Source organism: Kribbella jiaozuonensis (assembly GCF_005233875.1).
Taxonomy (GTDB): domain Bacteria; phylum Actinomycetota; class Actinomycetes; order Propionibacteriales; family Kribbellaceae; genus Kribbella; species Kribbella jiaozuonensis.
Map to the genome: position 1 here is coordinate 1,186,391 of NZ_SZPZ01000002.1, position 15,625 is coordinate 1,202,015.

The window sequence follows — 15,625 nt, forward strand, 5'->3', positions numbered from 1 at the left end:
GACCACGAGACAACGAAGGTGACCATGCTGTTGCATCTGGATTCCAGCGCCAATCGCTCCGACGAGTCGGTGACGCGGAGGCTGACCGCACTCTTCGCGGACCGATGGCGGTCCATCCACGGCTCGACCGAGTATCGGTACCGCGACCTCGCCGCGGACCCGGTGCCGCCCATCGACACGGCGTACTGCCAACTCGGTCGACGCTCAGAGCGGGAGGGCGTCGTACCGCTCGACCTGGTCGGTGCTCTGATCGAGAACGACGCAGAAGCCGATGCCTGGGCCCTGACCGAGCCGCTGATCAACGAGGTGATCGCGAGCAGCACCATCCTGATCGGGGCGCCGCTGTACAACTTCTCGCTGCCGGCCGCGCTCAAGACTTGGATCGACCGCATCACCTTCCCCGGTGCGTTGGCCCTGGGCGACACAGAGGTAGTGGTGATCACCAGCCGCGGCGGCGCCTACGGCCCGGGGACGCCGCGGGAGGGCTGGGATTACGAGGTGCCTTACCTGCGCGCGTACTTCACCAACTACGGCGTCCGCGACGACAACATCCGGTTCATCACCGCCGAGCTCAGCCTGGCCGGGCTCGTCCCGCACCTCGCGCACCTGCGTGGGCTGGCGGAGCGGTCCCTGGCTGAGGCCGTCTCATGCGTCGCGGCGGGTCAGTACGCGGCTGCCCAGGGCTAGGCCGCCCACAGCCCACAGGAGCAGGACGAGTGCGCTCAGGGTGGGGGACAGCGGGTCAGTGGTGCCGGTCAGGTAGTTCTGGCCGGCACCACCTGGCAGCAGCGCCGCGATCCAGACCAGTGCGCGCAACGAGCTCTGGCCGAGCATCAGCGGGACGACGAGGAGCAGCAGGAAGGCAGCCGTCAGCGTTCCCGCCGTACTGCGGACCACCCAGGCGATGCCGGCGGCGAACAGACCGGCCACGGTCGCATAGAAGGCGACCGACAGCAGGTCGGCAACGAGTCCACTCGGGTCCCACTCGGCCCAGGAGCCCGCGGCCAGACCTCCTGTCACTGAGGCGATCGCAGCCAGCAGGAGTCCGTAGCAGAACAGGACAGGCGCCAGCACGACCGCCTTCGCGAGTACGACGTTCCGCCGTACCGGGGTCCAGTGCAGGGTCGAGCGGATGCTGCCGGTCGCGTACTCGGACGTCACGCTGAGCAGTGCGAAGGCGGCCACGACCACCTGCACGATCAGGATCACCGAGGCGCCGAACTCGCCGACCGGCTGCGACTCGGCCTGCGCGCGATGGGAGTTGTCGTACGCGAGGCTGAAGCCGTACTGCACCCCGAGCAGTGCGGTCAGCAGGACAGCCGCCACGATATTGAGCCAGCTCGACCGGACCGTCCACAGCTTCGTCCACTCCGACCGGACCGCGTTCATCGCCTGCCTGCTTCCACTGGTTGAGGGTCTACTTGAGCTTGAGGCTTTCGCTTGCGCAGCCGGTGCCGGACCAGCTCGACGATCAGCGTCACCAGGAGTGCCAGTCCGATCCCGAGTACGACGCCCTTGAGCGGGTTGTCCTCGAACGCCTTGCCGCCGATGAAGCCGACCAACGTGCAGTACGCGCCCCAGCTGATCGCAGCGAGAGCCGCGAATGGGGTGAAGCTCCGGAGCGGGTAGCGGACCGAGCCCATGGTCAGGGTGACCGCAGTACGGCCGCCGGGGACATAGCGGGCGACCACGAGGACCAGTCCGCCTCGCTCGGCCAGTGAGCGCCGAGCCCAAAGCACTGCGGCATGCCGCTTGGTCCCCGGCTTCACCCGGTCGAGGAGCCGCCCTCCGGCGCCGCGGCCGAGGGCGTACGAGACGTGGTCGCCGATGAAGGCGCCGACCGCCGCGACCACGATCACGGCGTACAGGTTGGGCTCACCGCTCGACGCGGCGAACACGCCGGCCGTAACGACCAGCGTCTCGCTCGGGATCGCCGGGAAGAAGCCGTCCAGCGCCGCAAAGCCCCACAGCGCCAGGTAGATCCACCAGGATGACATCAGCTCGCCGGCGAAGTGCAGGATGGCGTCGCTCACGAGGCCACCCCGTACTCGACACTGTCGGCGGTCAGCTCCATGTACGCCTCCTCGAGGGATGCCCGCTCGGTGTGCAGCTCGTGGAGCCGTATGTCGAGCTCGTGCGCGAGATCGCCGATCCGCTCGGCCGGTACGCCGGTCACGATCAGCCGGTCGTCGACGGACTCCACCCGCTCGGCCTCAGCCGTCAGCCGCTCCCGCAGTACCGCGTAGTGCTGCCGATCGGGGACGCGGACGGCGACCGTACTGCGGGACGAGCCCGCGATCACCTCCGCGACCGGCGCGTCGGCGATCAGCCGGCCGCGCCCGATCACGACCAGCTGGTCGGCAGTCAGCTGCATCTCGCTCATCAGGTGGCTGGAGACGAAAACCGTCCGGCCCTCGGCCGCGAGCGAGCGCATCAGCTCGCGGACCCAGCGGACGCCATCCGGGTCGAGACCGTTCACCGGCTCGTCGAACATCAGCACCTCGGGATCCCCGAGCAGCGCGCCGGCGATCCCGAGGCGCTGGCCCATCCCGAGCGAGAACTGACCGGCCCGCTTCCGGGTGACCGGGTCCAGGCCGACGGTCGACAGTACGGCGTCGACGCGGCTCACCGGGATGCCGTTGCTGCGCGCCATCGCGATCAGGTGGTTGCGCGCGGTCCGCCGCGGGTGCAGCGCCTTGGCGTCGAGCAGGGCGCCGACTTTGGTCAGCGGCGCGGGCCAATCGGCGTACGGCCGGCCGTCGACGTGCGCGACGCCCTCGGTCGGAGCGTCGAGGCCGAGGATCATCCGCATCGTGGTTGACTTGCCGGCGCCGTTCGGGCCGAGGAAGCCGGTCACCCGGCCGGGGGAGACGGTGAGGTCGAGCGAGTCCACGGCACGGGTGTCGCCGTAGGTCTTGGTGAGTCCTTCAAGGGTGATCACGCTGTCGAAACTACGAATCCGGGCACCCTGGGCACATCGGACCAACGGCTGGCCAGACCCCCGACTTTCGTCAGGTACGGCGGGCCTGTGGATACGCCGTCGGGTCGGTGTCGCGATGTCGATACCATCTGTGGCGTGACCGGCAATCGGCCGGGAACCCGCATCTAAGGAGTGCACCGTGTCGGAAGTCAAGGTCCATCTGGTCGGCGTCGAGGGCGAGGCTGAGCGGAGTGTGACCGAGACGACGACGATCGGGGAGCTGTTCGCCGAGATCTTCGGGCAGGACCGCTCCGCCATCGCCGCCCGCGTCAACGGTGAGCTGCGCGACCTGTCCCGGGTCGTCGCCGACGGCGACCAGATCGAGCCGGTCAAGGCAGCCTCCGAGGACGGCCGCGCGATCATCCGGCACTCGACCGCACATGTCCTCGCGCAGGCGGTGCAGGACCTGTTCCCGGACGCCAAGCTCGGCATCGGCCCGCCGGTGGAGAACGGGTTCTACTACGACTTCGACGTCCCGACGCCGTTCACGCCGGAGGACCTGACCAAGCTCGAGAAGAAGATGCAGCAGATCATCAAGGAGCGGCAGCGGTTCAGCCGCCGGGTGGTCACTGACGACGACGCCCGCGAGGAGCTCGCGAGCGAGCCGTACAAGCTCGAGCTGATCGGCATCAAGGGCTCCGCGGCCGACGCTGCCGAGGGAGCAAGCGTCGAGGTCGGCGGCGGCGAGCTGACGATCTACGACAACGTCCGGCGCGACGACAGCGTCGCCTGGAAGGACCTGTGCCGCGGCCCGCACGTCCCCGCGACCGGATACCTGGGCAACTTCAAGCTGATGCGGACGGCGGCGGCGTACTGGCGGGGGAGCGAGAAGAACCCGCAGCTCCAGCGCATCTACGGCACGGCGTGGGAGTCCCGCGACGAGCTGAAGGCCTACCTGAACCGGCTGGAGGAGGCCGCCAAGCGCGACCACCGCAAGCTCGGCACGGAGCTCGACCTGTTCAGCTTCCCGGACGAGATCGGCTCGGGCCTCGCGGTCTTCCACCCCAAGGGCGGCGTGCTGCGGAAGGTGATGGAGGACTACTCCCGCCAGCGGCACGTCGAGGACGACTACGAGTTCGTCTACTCGCCGCATATCACCAAGGCGCAGCTGTTCGAGACCTCCGGCCACCTCGACTGGTACGCCGATGGCATGTACCCGCCCATGCACCTGGACGAGGAGCGCGGCGCGGACGGGCAGATCCGCAAGCAGGGCCAGGACTACTACCTGAAGCCGATGAACTGCCCGATGCACAACCTGATCTTCGCGGCCCGCGGCCGGTCGTACCGCGAGCTGCCGCTGCGGCTGTTCGAGTTCGGCACGGTCTACCGGCTGGAGAAGTCCGGCGTCGTGCACGGCATGACCCGCGCCCGCGGGTTCACCCAGGACGACGCGCACATCTACTGCACCCGTGAGCAGATGCGTGACGAGCTGCGCAACCTGCTGACATTCGTGCTCGGGCTGCTCGCCGACTACGGCCTGGACGACTTCTACCTCGAGCTCTCCACCAAGAACCCGGACAAGTTCGTCGGCTCCGACGAGGTCTGGGAGGAGGCCACCGAGACGCTCCGGGAAGTTGCCGAGGGCTCCGGTCTCGAGCTGGTCCCGGACCCGGGCGGCGCGGCGTTCTACGGCCCGAAGATCTCGGTCCAGGCCAAGGACGCGATCGGCCGGACCTGGCAGATGTCGACGATCCAGCTGGACTTCAACCTGCCCGAGCGGTTCGAGCTGGAGTACACGGCTCCGGACGGTTCGCGGCAGCGGCCGGTGATGATCCACCGGGCGCTGTTCGGCTCGATCGAGCGGTTCGTCGCGGTCCTGACCGAGCACTACGCCGGCGCGTTCCCTCCGTGGCTCGCCCCGGTCCAGGTCATCGGCATCCCGATCACCGACGGGCATGTCGACTACCTGTTCGAGGTCGCCAAGCAGCTGAAGGCGGAGGGCATCCGGGTCGAGATCGACGCGTCCGACGACCGGATGCAGAAGAAGATCCGCAACGCGCAGAAGTCCAAGGTGCCGTACATGCTGATCGCCGGCGACGACGACATGGCGGCCGGCTCGGTCTCCTTCCGCTACCGCGACGGCGAGCAGAAGAACGGGGTACCGATCGCCGACGCCGTGGCCGAGATCGTCGAGGCCGTCAAGAAGCGCGTCCAGGTATGACACCGGACCTCCCGGACTCGCCGTACCAGCCGGAGGAGCTGGTGCGGCAGGACGGGGTCGGGGAGCCGGACGAGTTCATGCGGCTGTGGACGCCGCATCGGATGGCCTACATCGAGGGCGAGAACAAGCCGACGAGTTCGGAGGCCGGCTCGGGCTGCCCGTTCTGCCGGCTGCCCAGCCTGCCCGACGCCGACGCGCTGATCGTGCACCGCGGCGACGCGGCGTACGCCGTACTCAATCTGTACCCGTACAACCCGGGCCACCTGATGGTGGTGCCCTACCGGCACGTTGCCGACTACACCGAGCTGACCGCCGCCGAGGTCACCGACGTCGCCGAGCTGACCCGCCAGGCCATGCAGGCGGTCCGCACGGTGTCGGGCGCCCAAGGCTTCAACATCGGCATGAACCAGGGCGAGAGCGCCGGCGCAGGCATCGCCGCGCACCTGCACCAGCACGTGGTCCCGAGATGGTCCGGCGACATGAACTTCATGCCCGTGATCGCCGGCACCAAGGTCCTCCCACAACTCCTGGCCGACACCAGAGCCCTACTCGCCAAATCCTGGCCCTAGTCGCCGGCCAGCCGCTCACCGCTGAACAACTGCCAGTGGAAGTAGACCGGGTCGGCGAAGGTCCCGGGCACCTTGCGGATCATCCTGATCGTCGTTGCCGCACCGTTGGCGTGACCAATTGAATACAGGTACGCGGACCTGGTGTCCTTGTCGATGCCGAGGAGCAGGACGCCGTTCCCGCACGCCGCCGCTACCAGCGATTCGAACCCTTGCCAGGTCGAGCCGCGCACCTGCTTCACGACCCCCGGGATGATGTGCCCGCCGGCCAGCGGCAGCCGCGCCGTGTAGAGCTTGCCGGACGTCAGCGTCATCAGGAACGTGTCGTACGTCGCCGTCTGGCTGATCAGCGTCATCGCCTTCACGCCCTTGTAGCCGGACTGCCACCCGGTGATCTGCCGGCTCGGCACCCCGTCCTTGTAGGTGACGTTCCGGCGATAGAGCGTGCCGTCGGTGTGCAGCGAGTACTCCGTGTCCCGCTGCTTGGTGGCGGTGACGTACGTCGACCGGTCCAGACTGCGGTACACCTGCCAGCCCGGCCCGACCCGCGTGACCCGCTTCTGCGAGACCGCCCCGGTACCGTCCGCCGTCAGGTAGCTGGTGTCGTACATCGTCGACCCCATGATCACCGGACCCTGATGAGCCATCCCGCCGACCTCGGCCGGCCCGTACCGGACCGTCGCGCTCAGCCGGACCTGCCCGTCCGGATAGATGTCCTTGGCAACGATCCGGTCGTCGGCGACAGCGCCTTCGGCCTGGATGGTCTGCATCCGGTGATCCCCGCCGGCAGTCACCGAGCCCAGATTCAGCAGACATTCACTCGGCGTGCTGCCGACCCTGCTCGGCTGCGCTGCCGCCGTCCCGCTCGCCAGCATCCCGGCGACGAGAGCCCCGGCGGAAAGAACCCCGCCGTACTTGAACCATCTCCTCATGACTTCCCCCAGTTCAACCCGCCGTACCTGAGTTGGGTGTGCATTGCTACCACCCCCTTGGGAATGGGACGCTGGACTGGACCGGAAAGTTCTCAGCGCAGGAACAGCGGGAGCATCGGGTCGACGATGTTGGTCAGTGCGTCGAGCGTCACCTCGCGCGGCGGGTTGGTCAGCGCAGACACGCGGACCACGCGCCGGCCCTGCCGGAACACGAGCTCACCCGCCTCGGGAATGTAGTATCCGGGCTGGCCGAGCGGGGCGAATCGAGGCGGCGGTACGCGTTGGGACTCCGGGATCGTCGCCTGGTCGAACGCCTCGACGATCGACACGGTCGCGTCGAACGTCCCCCAGATGCACGTCAGCGCACCCTTCACCCGGTAGTCGCGCCGCAACTGGACATGCAGCTGGACGAACCGCTCCGCCTCCGGAGTCGACAGCTGACACGTCGAGTCCGACTGCCGGGCCGGCCGGAGGTTCTTCGGTACGGCGTCCCGCACGGCCAGTGCGATCGCAACCGCCTTGGCCCGGTCGATACCGTCCGCGTTGCTGCGGTCGATCCCGCCCGCCGGCGTGACCCGCACCGCGCGGTCACCCGTATGGAACACCAGTCGCGAATCGGCGATGAACGCGTCCGGCCCGAGCTCCGGCAGCGCCTTGAGGGCGCCCGCCCCGTCCATCAGCCGGCTGACCGTGTCGGTCTGGCTGGGCAGCGCGCTCACGCCGACCGTCACGGCCCGGTCCTCGAGCATCAGCGTGCACAGGTCCATCGCGGGCAGGCCGCCGTCGTTCCAGGAGTTCGGCTTCGCGGTGACCGGGACCCGGAGCTTGGCGGCCAGCGTGCGGGTGATCGCCGTACAGACCTGCGGTCCGGCCGCTCCCGCCGTACCGTCGAGGCCCTCGGGTTGCGGGGGAGCGATGACGGTGGGCACGACCGCGGTCGGGGGTGTCGGCGCCGGCTGTGAGTCGTCGGCGCGCTGGGCGACCGTACAGCCGCTCGCCACCAGCACAACCGCGACCACGAGCAGACGCATGCACACCTCCTCACCTGGCTCCAGCATCGCGCGATTCCAGGTCTTCTGCAGGTGGAATCGGGTGGCATGTCACCGGAAGGTGATGCTTCTCGACTACGATCGCGCTGCCATGCTTAACAGATTCCGGCAGTTCTGGACCAAGGTGATCACACCGATCGCCACCCTCCTGCTCAAGCTCGGCGTGAGCGCCGACGCGGTCACGCTGGTGGGCACCATCGGGGTGTCGGCCGGTGCGCTGATCTTCTTCCCGCGCGGCCACCTGTGGCTGGGCGTGGTCGTGATCACCTGCTTCGTGTTCTCCGACCTGATCGACGGCTTCATGGCCCGGACCTCGGGTACGTCGTCGAAGTGGGGCTCGTTCCTCGACTCGACCCTGGACCGGATCGCCGACGGCGCGATCTACGGCGGCCTGGTGATGTTCTACGCGAACTCGCGGGCCGGCAACTCGACGCTGATGGCGGCCGTGACGCTGTGGGCGCTGGTGATGGGCGCGGTCACGTCGTACGCCCGGGCGAAGGCGGAGAGCCTCGGCCTGAAGGCCAGCGGCGGGCTGGCCGAGCGCGCCGACCGGCTGGTGTTCACGCTGATCCTGGCGTTCTTCTCGGACGTGTTCAACCTGCCGATCCTGCTGGAGATCGTGATCTGGTACGTCGCCGCCGCGAGCACGATCACCGTCGTACAGCGGTCGCTCTCGGTCCGTAAGCAGGTCCTGGCCGACCCGGCGAACGCCGGCCTGGACACCCCGCCGCCCCCGGCGGAGCCCAAGAACGACTGACGATGGACGGTCTGCGGCAGCGGGCGATCGACCTGGCCTTCGCGCTCGCCTGGACCCTGGTACGGCGCCTGCCCGAACGCACGGTCACCTGGCTGTTCCGGCAGGCCGCCGACCGCACGGTCCGCCGTAACGGCCGCGGCGTACGGCGCCTGCGCGGCAACCTCGCCGTCGTACGCCCGGAGGCAACCGAGGCCGAGCTGGACGCGCTCGTCCTCGCCGGAATGCGTTCGTACCTGCGGTACTGGCAGGAGACGTTCCGCCTGTCGGAGTGGTCGGACGAGGAGATCGTCGACACCGTCCGTACGGTCAACGAGAAGCTGCTCCGCGATGCACACGCGGCCGGCCGCGGCGTCATCTGCGCGCTCCCGCACCTGGCGAACTACGACCACGCCGGCGCCTGGGCCGGCCTGACCGGGATGCCGGTCTCGACCGTCGCCGAGCGGCTCAAGCCTGAGTCGTTGTTCGACCGCTTCATCGCGTACCGCAAGAAGTTGGGCATGGAGGTCCTCCCGCTGACCGGCGGTGACGACGACGTGACCGCCGTACTCGCGGACCGCCTGCGCGCAGGCGGTTTCGTCTGCCTGGTCGCCGACCGCGACCTGTCCGAGCGCGGCATCCCGGTCACCTTCTTCGGCCGCCAATCACGGATGCCCGTCGGCCCGGCCGCGCTCAGCCTGAAGACCGGCGCCCCGCTGATCCCGGCGACGCTGCACTACGACGGCCCGGACCTCGTCATCACGTTCCACGACGCCATCGAGCCCGACGACGGCGCAGCCGCGATGACTCAGCGCTGCGCGGACGCGTTCGCGATCGGCATCGCCGCTCACCCGCAGGACTGGCACATGCTGCAGAGGATTTTCCTGAACTAGCAACAACGGGGTGAGAATCGTCCTGTGAGGATCGGCGTGGTCTGCCCGTACTCGCTGGGCACTCCCGGCGGAGTGCAGAACCATGTCCGCGATCTCGCCGAGGCGCTGCTGTCGCTCGGCCACGAGATCTCGGTCCTGGCACCGGTCGACGACTTCGACACGGCCCCGCCGTACGTCGTCTCGTCGGGCCGCGCGGTCGGCGTGCCGTACAACGGGTCCGTCGCGCGGGTGACCTTCGGCCCGCGTACGGCGGCGCGCGTGAAGGGCTGGTTGGCGGACGGGGACTTCGACGTGGTCCACGTGCACGAGCCGACCACGCCGAGCGCGTCGATCATCGCGCTCTGGTCGGCCGAGGGACCGTTCGTCGCGACGTTCCACACCTGGCAGGTCCGGTCCCGGGCGATGAGCGTGGCGTCGAGCCTGCTCCGGCCGGCGCTGGAGAAGATCGACGCCCGGATCGCGGTGTCCGAGAACGCCCGCTCGATGATGGTCCAGCACGTCGGCGGCGAGGCGGTCGTGATCCCGAACGGCCTCTACACCGCCCGGTTCAAAGGGAGTCCGCGCCCGGAGTGGATGGGCCCGGACGGCACGGTCAGCTTCCTGGGCCGGTTGGACGAGCCGCGCAAGGGCCTCGGCGTACTGCTGAACGCCGTACCGCTGCTGCTTGCCGAGCGCCCGCACCTGAAGGTGCTCGTCGCCGGCTCGGGCCAGGCGGACGAGGCGCGGCGCTCACTGCCCCCGCGGTACCGGGAGAACGTCCTGTTTCTCGGTGCGATCGACGACGAGGCCCGCGCCGACATGCTGGCCGGCTCGGACGTGTACGTCGCCCCTCACCTCGGCGGCGAGTCCTTCGGCATCGTCCTGCTGGAGGCGATGGCCGCCGGTGCACCGGTGTTGGCGAGCGACCTGCCCGCGTTCCGCCAGGTCCTGGACGGTGGCCGCCTGGGCGAGCTGTTCGACCCCGGCAACTCCGCCGAGCTCGCCGCCCGCGCCCTGCGCCTGCTGGACCGCCCGCACGAACGCGAACACCTCCGGTCCGCGGGCCTCGTCGCCGTACCGCAATACGACTGGTCGGTCCTGCTCCCGGAGCTCCTGTCCGTGTACGAACTGGTGGCTAGGTGAGCGTCGCGGCAGTGGCGTTGATCTCGTCCAGGTCTCCCGGGGTCGGGTGCCAGGGGAGCTGGAGAGGGTCGTCCTTGTAGCGGGGGATGACGTGCAGGTGGGTGTGGAACACCGACTGCCAGGCGTCGGCCCCGATGCAGCTGAGCAGGTTGGCGCCGTCGGCGTCCAGACGCTCGATCACCCGGCCGACGAGCGACTGGGCGAGCAGCGTCGCGGCCGTGAGGTCCTCGGCGGACGCCTCGCGCAGGTCGGTGGAGTGGGTCCGGGGGATCACCAGCAGGTGGCCGCGGGTCGCCGGGTTGATATCCATGAACGCGATCGCGCGGTCGTCGGACGCCACCTGGGTCGACGGGATGGTTCCGGCCACGATCCCGCAGAAGATGCAGTTCTCGCTCATCGGCACAGGCTATACACTGCGCGAGCATCACAGATTGCGGAGCCTGTCCACCCGAGGAGCCCGATGCCGGACGAACTTCTGCGCCCGACGATCGGCGCGGGTGTGGACATGTCCGTGCGCCCGTGGCGCTTGATGTCGCAGGCGTACGTCGCGTTCTTCGGCGGCGTGATCGCCTCGACGGCCGTCGCCTTCCTCAACTCGCGCCGGCTCGGTGTCGACGCGGCCAAACGCCGGCTGATCCTGCTGACCGGACTCGTCGGCCTGATCGCGGTCGTCGCTCTGTTCGTGCTGCTCGACGGTGACAGCCTGCAAATCAGCTCCCGCGTGGTGGCCGTGCTGTGCTTCCTGGTCCAGGTCCGGCTCCAGCGCCCGATGGATCGCGCGTTCCAGCTTCGCGGTACGGACTATGGATCGCTCTGGGTCGTGGGCATCGGGCTCACGATCGGCGGAGCTGTAGTGGAGGCTCTGATCCTGCTGCTGGTGACGGTGATCCGGTGAACGAACCGAGCGAAGCACGCCTGCAGATGGCGGCGCACTGGCTGCGGATCGGCCACCCGCAGCGCACTCTGGACGAGTTGCAAGGGCTGAGCGGCGAGACGGCCCTCGACTACCGGGCGTACCTGTTCCGCGGTGCCGCTCTGCACTCGCTCGACCGGAACGCCGAGGCTGTCGACGTACTGCGTGACGGTTTGGCGCAGCATGGTCCGTTCCCGGCGATGCTGCATGTGCTCGGTTCGGCCCTGCGCTCGGAGGGCCGCCTGCCCGAGGCCGAGGCCGCGTTCCTCCAGGGCTTGAGCCTCGACCCGAACGATCCCGATCTCCTGCTCGGCTACGCGCGCGTCTGCCTGGCGGCCGGACAGGCCGAGAAGGCGGGCGCGCTGGTCGAGCGTGCCGCGTCGCATGCGCCGGAGAGCGCGGCCGTTTCGGCGGCTCGTGCGCAGGTGGCGTTTGCGCTCGGCAAGGACCGCGACATGCACCGCCACAGCACGGAGGCGTTGGCGCACGACCCGGAGGACCCGAACGCGCGAGCCCTGCACGGTACGGCGTCCATGCTCACCGGCGACTCGCGCTCCGGGTACACATCGCTCGCGTCCGCGGCGGCGTCCCAACCCGATGATGCGGACCTGCGCGCGGCGGCCCGTCAGGCGAAGCTGATGAACCATCCCCTGATGCTTCCGCTGCGTCCGTTCGCCCGGGTCAATCCGCTGGTCGTCTGGATCTGCGTCGTCGCGGTCATCTACGGCCTCCGCGCGGTCGGGCTAGGGCCGCTGTCCTTCGCGTTCGCCATGATCTGGTTGGTGTTCTGCGTGTACTCGTGGGTGGTCCCACCGCTGGTCCGCCGCTGGATCAACAGGAAGTGGGGTTCATGAGTAACGACCGCATCGACGCGCTGCGGAAGGCCGTCGACGCCAGCCCGGACGACGTGATGCTCCGGCTGCTCCTGGCCGAGTCGCTCGCCACTGCCGGCGAGAACGAGGAGGCGCTCGACCAGTACGTCGTACTGCTCGATCAGCGTGGCCTTCCGGACGACCAGTTCGTGCCGGTGGGCGAGCTCGCCGCGGCGAACGGGCGGCTGGCCCTGCTGCGGAACCTGCTCGAAGCGGCCCGCCAGCAAGGGGTGGTCGAGGGCACCGGCCGGCTGCAGCAGCTCGTCGACGGCATGATCGCCGAGCGCAGCGGCGTACGGATCAAGGTCGGTCCCGAGGCGGAGCCGGACCCGCTGGGCACCGACGCGCCGAAGGAGACGACCACCTTCGACCAGGTCGGCGGGATGGAAGAGATCAAGCGGGTGATCCACCGGATGGTGATCCTCCCGCTGAGCCGGCCGGAGCTGTACGAGAAGTACGGGCGCAAGTCCGGCGGCGGCGTGATGCTCTACGGCCCACCCGGCTGCGGCAAGACGCTGCTGGCCCGAGCGACCGCGGGGGAGTGCGGTCTGCCGTTCATCAATGTCCGGATCGAGGACGTGATGGACCCGTACCTCGGGGTGTCCGAGCGCAATCTGCACGCCGCCTTCGAGCGTGCCCGCGCCAACGGTCCGTGCGTGCTGTTCCTCGACGAGTTGGACGCGCTGGCGTTCGCGCGGCACAAGCACGGTGGATCCGAGGCGCGGCGGCTGGTCGACGTACTGCTGCAGGAGCTGGACGCGATCGGCTCCGAGAACGACGGCCTGCTGGTGCTGGCCGCGACCAACGCGCCGTGGGACGTGGACGAGGCGATGCTCCGACCGGGCCGCTTCGACCGAGTGATCTTCGTACCGCCGCCGGACGAGCCGGCCCGCGCCGACATCCTGACCGTGCTGACCAAGGACGTGCCGGCCGACGGGCTCGACGTGAAGGGGCTTGCCGCGCAGACGCCGATGTTCAGCGGCGCGGATCTGCGTGCGCTTATCGAGCGCGGCGTGGACAAGGTGATCGACGAGGCGCTTTCCACCGGAGGCCAGCCGCCGCTGGACATGCGTCACCTCACCGAGGCGCTGGCCGCGGTGAAGCCGTCCACGCTCGACTGGTTGCACCGCGTCCGCTCGTACATCGAGTTCGCGAACCAGAGCGAGCGGTACGACGATGTGGCGGCGTACCTCAAATCCCGCGACGTACGCCGCCGCCTGAAGCCCTGACTCACTTGAGTTTGGACGCCACCGAATCCGGCATCGCCTCGTACCTGGAGAACTCCCGGCTGAAGGTCGCTGCCCCGTGCGACAAGGACCGCAGATCGATCGTGTAGCGAGTGATCTCCACCTGCGGTACTTCGGCCTTCACCAGCGTCCTGTCGTCGCCGACCTTGTCCGTACCGAGCAGCCGCCCGCGCCGCCCGGACAGGTCGCTCATCACCGCGCCGACCAGGTCGTCCGGCACCAGGACCGACACCAGGTCGACCGGCTCGAGCATCGCGACCCGCGAAGCCGCCGCGGCCTCGCGCAACGCCAGCCCGCCGGCCATCTGGAACGCCATGTCGGACGAGTCGACGCTGTGTGACTTCCCGTCCAGCAACGTGACCCGGATATCGACCATCGGGTACCCGGCCGCGACGCCCTTCTCCATCTGCGCCCGGACGCCCTTCTCGACGCTCGGGATGAACTGCCGCGGTACCGCCCCGCCGACGACCTTGTCGACGAACTCGAACCCGCCACCCTGCGGCAGCGGTGCGACCTCGATGTCGCAGACGGCGTACTGACCGTGGCCACCGGACTGCTTCACGTGCCGCCCGTGGCCCTTGGCCGACCCGAGGAACGTCTCCCGCAGCGGCACCCGTAGCTCGACGGTGTCCACAGTCACGCCGTACCGGCTGGACAACGCGTCCAGGACGACGTCCGAGTGCGCCTCGCCCATGCACCACAGCACGATCTGGTGGGTCTCCGGGTTCTGCTCGATCCGCAGCGTCGGATCCTCGGCCGCGAGCCGCTGCAACCCGACGCCGAGCTTGTCCTCGTCGGTCTTCGCGTGTGCTTCGACCGCGATCGGCAGCAACGGCTCGGGCATGTTCCACGGCCTCAGCAGCAGCGGATCCGTCTTGTCGGAGAGCGTGTCACCGGTCTCCGCCCGGGTCAGCCGGCCGATCGCACACATGTCACCGGCGACCACCTGACCCGCCGGCCGCTGCGTCTTACCGAGCGGGAACGACAGGGAGCCGATCCGCTCGTCCTCGTCGTGGTCCTCGTGCCCGTGGGACGCGCCGTTGTGCTCACCGAAGAACGACGTGAAATGGCCCGACACGTGAACCGTCGTGTCGGGCCTGATGGTGCCGGAGAACACCCGCACCAGGCTCACCCTGCCGACGTACGGGTCCGACGTCGTCTTCACCACCTCTGCCAGCAGCGCGCCGTCGGGGTCGCAGGCGAGTCCCTTGCGGGCCACACCGTGCGGGTTGAAGACGTCCGGGATGGTGTGCTCGGGCGGCGATGGGAACCCGCTGGTGATCACCTCGAGCAACTCGAACGTGCCGATACCGGAGGCGCTGCAGACCGGGATGACCGGGAAGAACGAGCCGCGCGCGACCGCGCGCTCGAGGTCCTCGATCAGCACCTTCTGGTCGATCTCCTCGCCTTCGAGGTACCGGTCCATCAGCGACTCGTCCTCGGACTCCTCGATGATCCCCTCGATCAGCGTGCCGCGCAGTACCTCGATCTCGTCCGCGTAGACCGGGTCCGGCGCCGAGGTCGAACGTTTGCCCCCGGAGTAGGAGAAGAACGACTGGGAGAGCAGTCCGATCAGCCCGTCACCAGCGGGCAGATAGAGCGGGAGGACCTTGTCGCCGAACGCGTCCTGCGCGGTGGCGAGCGCGTTCTGGTAGTTGGCCCGGGCGTGATCGAGCTTGGTGATCACGACGGCTCGCGGCATCCCGACGTGGGCGCACTCCTGCCAGGCGGCCTTGGTCGGCTCGTCGACGCCCTCACTGGCCGAGATGACGAACAGCGCACAGTCCGCGGCGCGGAGGCCGGCGCGCAGTTCGCCGACGAAATCGGCGTACCCCGGGGTGTCGATCAGGTTGACCTTGACGCCGTCGTGCGGCAACGAGGCGAGCGACAGGCCCACCGAGCGCTGCTGCCGGAGCTCGGCGTCGTCGAAGTCGCACACGGTGGTTCCGTCCAGGACGGTGCCGGGTCTGTTCAGGACTCCGGAGGCCACCAGCAGGGCCTCGACGAGGGTGGTCTTGCCGGAGCCCGACGGGCCGACCAGGACCACGTTGCGGATGGCGTCCGGGCTGTCCACAGCGGGCGCGGCTCCGGTGCCTTGGGAAGCATTCGTCTTGTCTGCCATGACGTTCCTCCTGGTCCACCCACGATTCCCCTAAC

At 69.1% G+C, this 15,625-nt stretch carries 16 protein-coding genes; 9 read left to right on the forward strand and 7 right to left on the reverse strand.

Features of this window, described 5'->3' with window-relative positions:
• The first annotated feature begins 24 nt into the window (after positions 1–24).
• On the forward strand, positions 25–687 hold the full coding sequence (locus tag FDA38_RS17255; RefSeq protein WP_170989760.1) for an FMN-dependent NADH-azoreductase: 663 nt from the start codon (positions 25–27) through the stop codon (positions 685–687).
• On the opposite strand, the gene FDA38_RS17260 is transcribed toward FDA38_RS17255, so the two are convergent.
• The 3 genes from FDA38_RS17260 to FDA38_RS17270 are packed head-to-tail and all read right to left on the reverse strand — an operon-like array spanning position 646 to position 2,941.
• Positions 646–1,389, reverse strand: coding sequence for an ABC transporter permease (locus FDA38_RS17260; RefSeq protein WP_137255027.1), 744 nt, complete (start codon positions 1,387–1,389; stop codon positions 646–648). The two genes, FDA38_RS17255 and FDA38_RS17260, sit on opposite strands and share 42 nt — an antisense overlap.
• Positions 1,386–2,033: a DedA family protein gene (locus tag FDA38_RS17265; protein WP_137255028.1), complete on the reverse strand. Its 648-nt coding sequence runs from the start codon at positions 2,031–2,033 to the stop codon at positions 1,386–1,388. The genes FDA38_RS17260 and FDA38_RS17265 overlap by 4 nt, the downstream gene beginning before the upstream one ends.
• Positions 2,030–2,941, reverse strand: a complete 912-nt coding sequence (locus FDA38_RS17270) for an ATP-binding cassette domain-containing protein (RefSeq protein WP_137255029.1) — start codon at positions 2,939–2,941, stop codon at positions 2,030–2,032. The genes FDA38_RS17265 and FDA38_RS17270 overlap by 4 nt, the downstream gene beginning before the upstream one ends.
• 178 nt (positions 2,942–3,119) lie before the next feature.
• Here FDA38_RS17270 and thrS point away from each other — a divergent pair, with 178 nt between their 5' ends.
• Together thrS and FDA38_RS17280 are read left to right on the forward strand one after the other, a co-directional pair.
• Positions 3,120–5,141, forward strand: a complete 2,022-nt coding sequence (gene thrS / locus FDA38_RS17275; protein ID WP_137255030.1) for a threonine--tRNA ligase — start codon at positions 3,120–3,122, stop codon at positions 5,139–5,141.
• Positions 5,138–5,710, forward strand: a complete 573-nt coding sequence (locus tag FDA38_RS17280) for an HIT family protein (RefSeq protein WP_137255031.1) — start codon at positions 5,138–5,140, stop codon at positions 5,708–5,710. Before thrS ends, FDA38_RS17280 begins: the two co-directional genes overlap by 4 nt.
• On the opposite strand, the gene FDA38_RS17285 is transcribed toward FDA38_RS17280, so the two are convergent.
• Both FDA38_RS17285 and FDA38_RS17290 read right to left on the reverse strand, forming a co-directional pair.
• Entirely contained in the window at positions 5,707–6,639 is a 933-nt protein-coding gene (locus FDA38_RS17285) for a hypothetical protein (protein ID WP_137255032.1), read from the reverse strand. The two genes, FDA38_RS17280 and FDA38_RS17285, sit on opposite strands and share 4 nt — an antisense overlap.
• Before the next feature lie 92 nt (positions 6,640–6,731).
• Positions 6,732–7,670 carry a hypothetical protein gene (locus FDA38_RS17290; protein ID WP_233714767.1) on the reverse strand — a complete coding sequence of 313 codons (939 nt, stop codon included), beginning with the start codon at positions 7,668–7,670 and terminating at the stop codon, positions 6,732–6,734.
• A 109-nt stretch (positions 7,671–7,779) separates the two neighbouring features.
• On the opposite strand from FDA38_RS17290, the gene pgsA reads away from it, so the two are divergent.
• The 3 genes from pgsA to FDA38_RS17305 are packed head-to-tail and all read left to right on the forward strand — an operon-like array spanning position 7,780 to position 10,436.
• Positions 7,780–8,445 carry a phosphatidylinositol phosphate synthase gene (gene pgsA / locus FDA38_RS17295; protein WP_137255033.1) on the forward strand — a complete coding sequence of 222 codons (666 nt, stop codon included), beginning with the start codon at positions 7,780–7,782 and terminating at the stop codon, positions 8,443–8,445.
• A gap of 2 nt (positions 8,446–8,447) precedes the next feature.
• Entirely contained in the window at positions 8,448–9,314 is an 867-nt protein-coding gene (locus tag FDA38_RS17300; protein WP_137255034.1) for a phosphatidylinositol mannoside acyltransferase, read from the forward strand.
• Positions 9,315–9,338: 24 nt separating this feature from the next.
• Entirely contained in the window at positions 9,339–10,436 is a 1,098-nt protein-coding gene (locus FDA38_RS17305) for a glycosyltransferase family 4 protein (RefSeq protein ID WP_137255035.1), read from the forward strand.
• On the opposite strand, the gene FDA38_RS17310 is transcribed toward FDA38_RS17305, so the two are convergent.
• On the reverse strand, positions 10,429–10,833 hold the full coding sequence (locus FDA38_RS17310) for an HIT family protein (RefSeq protein WP_137255036.1): 405 nt from the start codon (positions 10,831–10,833) through the stop codon (positions 10,429–10,431). The two genes, FDA38_RS17305 and FDA38_RS17310, sit on opposite strands and share 8 nt — an antisense overlap.
• A gap of 63 nt (positions 10,834–10,896) precedes the next feature.
• Between FDA38_RS17310 and FDA38_RS17315 the strand changes: the two genes are divergently transcribed.
• The 3 genes from FDA38_RS17315 to FDA38_RS17325 are packed head-to-tail and all read left to right on the forward strand — an operon-like array spanning position 10,897 to position 13,450.
• Positions 10,897–11,331, forward strand: coding sequence for a hypothetical protein (locus FDA38_RS17315; protein WP_137255037.1), 435 nt, complete (start codon positions 10,897–10,899; stop codon positions 11,329–11,331).
• Positions 11,328–12,203 (forward strand): tetratricopeptide repeat protein, encoded by an 876-nt coding sequence (locus FDA38_RS17320; protein WP_137255038.1) that lies wholly within the window; start codon positions 11,328–11,330, stop codon positions 12,201–12,203. The genes FDA38_RS17315 and FDA38_RS17320 overlap by 4 nt, the downstream gene beginning before the upstream one ends.
• Complete coding sequence (locus FDA38_RS17325; protein ID WP_137255039.1) at positions 12,200–13,450, forward strand: tetratricopeptide repeat protein; 1,251 nt, start codon at positions 12,200–12,202, stop codon at positions 13,448–13,450. The genes FDA38_RS17320 and FDA38_RS17325 overlap by 4 nt, the downstream gene beginning before the upstream one ends.
• 1 nt (position 13,451) lies before the next feature.
• On the opposite strand, the gene FDA38_RS17330 is transcribed toward FDA38_RS17325, so the two are convergent.
• Positions 13,452–15,590: an elongation factor G-like protein EF-G2 gene (locus tag FDA38_RS17330; protein ID WP_137255040.1), complete on the reverse strand. Its 2,139-nt coding sequence runs from the start codon at positions 15,588–15,590 to the stop codon at positions 13,452–13,454.
• Positions 15,591–15,625: the final 35 nt, after the last annotated feature.

What these genes read in the sequence shown, in the direction of transcription:
- FDA38_RS17315 (WP_137255037.1), top strand. Translation starts at nt 10,897, where the DNA reads ATGCCGGACGAACTTCTGCGCCCGACGATCGGCGCGGGTGTGGACATG.
- FDA38_RS17260 (WP_137255027.1), bottom strand. Translation starts at nt 1,389, where the DNA reads ATGAACGCGGTCCGGTCGGAGTGGACGAAGCTGTGGACGGTCCGGTCG.
- FDA38_RS17310 (WP_137255036.1), bottom strand. Translation starts at nt 10,833, where the DNA reads ATGAGCGAGAACTGCATCTTCTGCGGGATCGTGGCCGGAACCATCCCG.
- FDA38_RS17290 (WP_233714767.1), bottom strand. Translation starts at nt 7,670, where the DNA reads ATGCGTCTGCTCGTGGTCGCGGTTGTGCTGGTGGCGAGCGGCTGTACG.
- FDA38_RS17280 (WP_137255031.1), top strand. Translation starts at nt 5,138, where the DNA reads ATGACACCGGACCTCCCGGACTCGCCGTACCAGCCGGAGGAGCTGGTG.
- FDA38_RS17255 (WP_170989760.1), top strand. Translation starts at nt 25, where the DNA reads ATGCTGTTGCATCTGGATTCCAGCGCCAATCGCTCCGACGAGTCGGTG.
- FDA38_RS17285 (WP_137255032.1), bottom strand. Translation starts at nt 6,639, where the DNA reads ATGAGGAGATGGTTCAAGTACGGCGGGGTTCTTTCCGCCGGGGCTCTC.
- FDA38_RS17300 (WP_137255034.1), top strand. Translation starts at nt 8,448, where the DNA reads ATGGACGGTCTGCGGCAGCGGGCGATCGACCTGGCCTTCGCGCTCGCC.
- FDA38_RS17330 (WP_137255040.1), bottom strand. Translation starts at nt 15,590, where the DNA reads ATGGCAGACAAGACGAATGCTTCCCAAGGCACCGGAGCCGCGCCCGCT.
- pgsA (WP_137255033.1), top strand. Translation starts at nt 7,780, where the DNA reads ATGCTTAACAGATTCCGGCAGTTCTGGACCAAGGTGATCACACCGATC.
- FDA38_RS17325 (WP_137255039.1), top strand. Translation starts at nt 12,200, where the DNA reads ATGAGTAACGACCGCATCGACGCGCTGCGGAAGGCCGTCGACGCCAGC.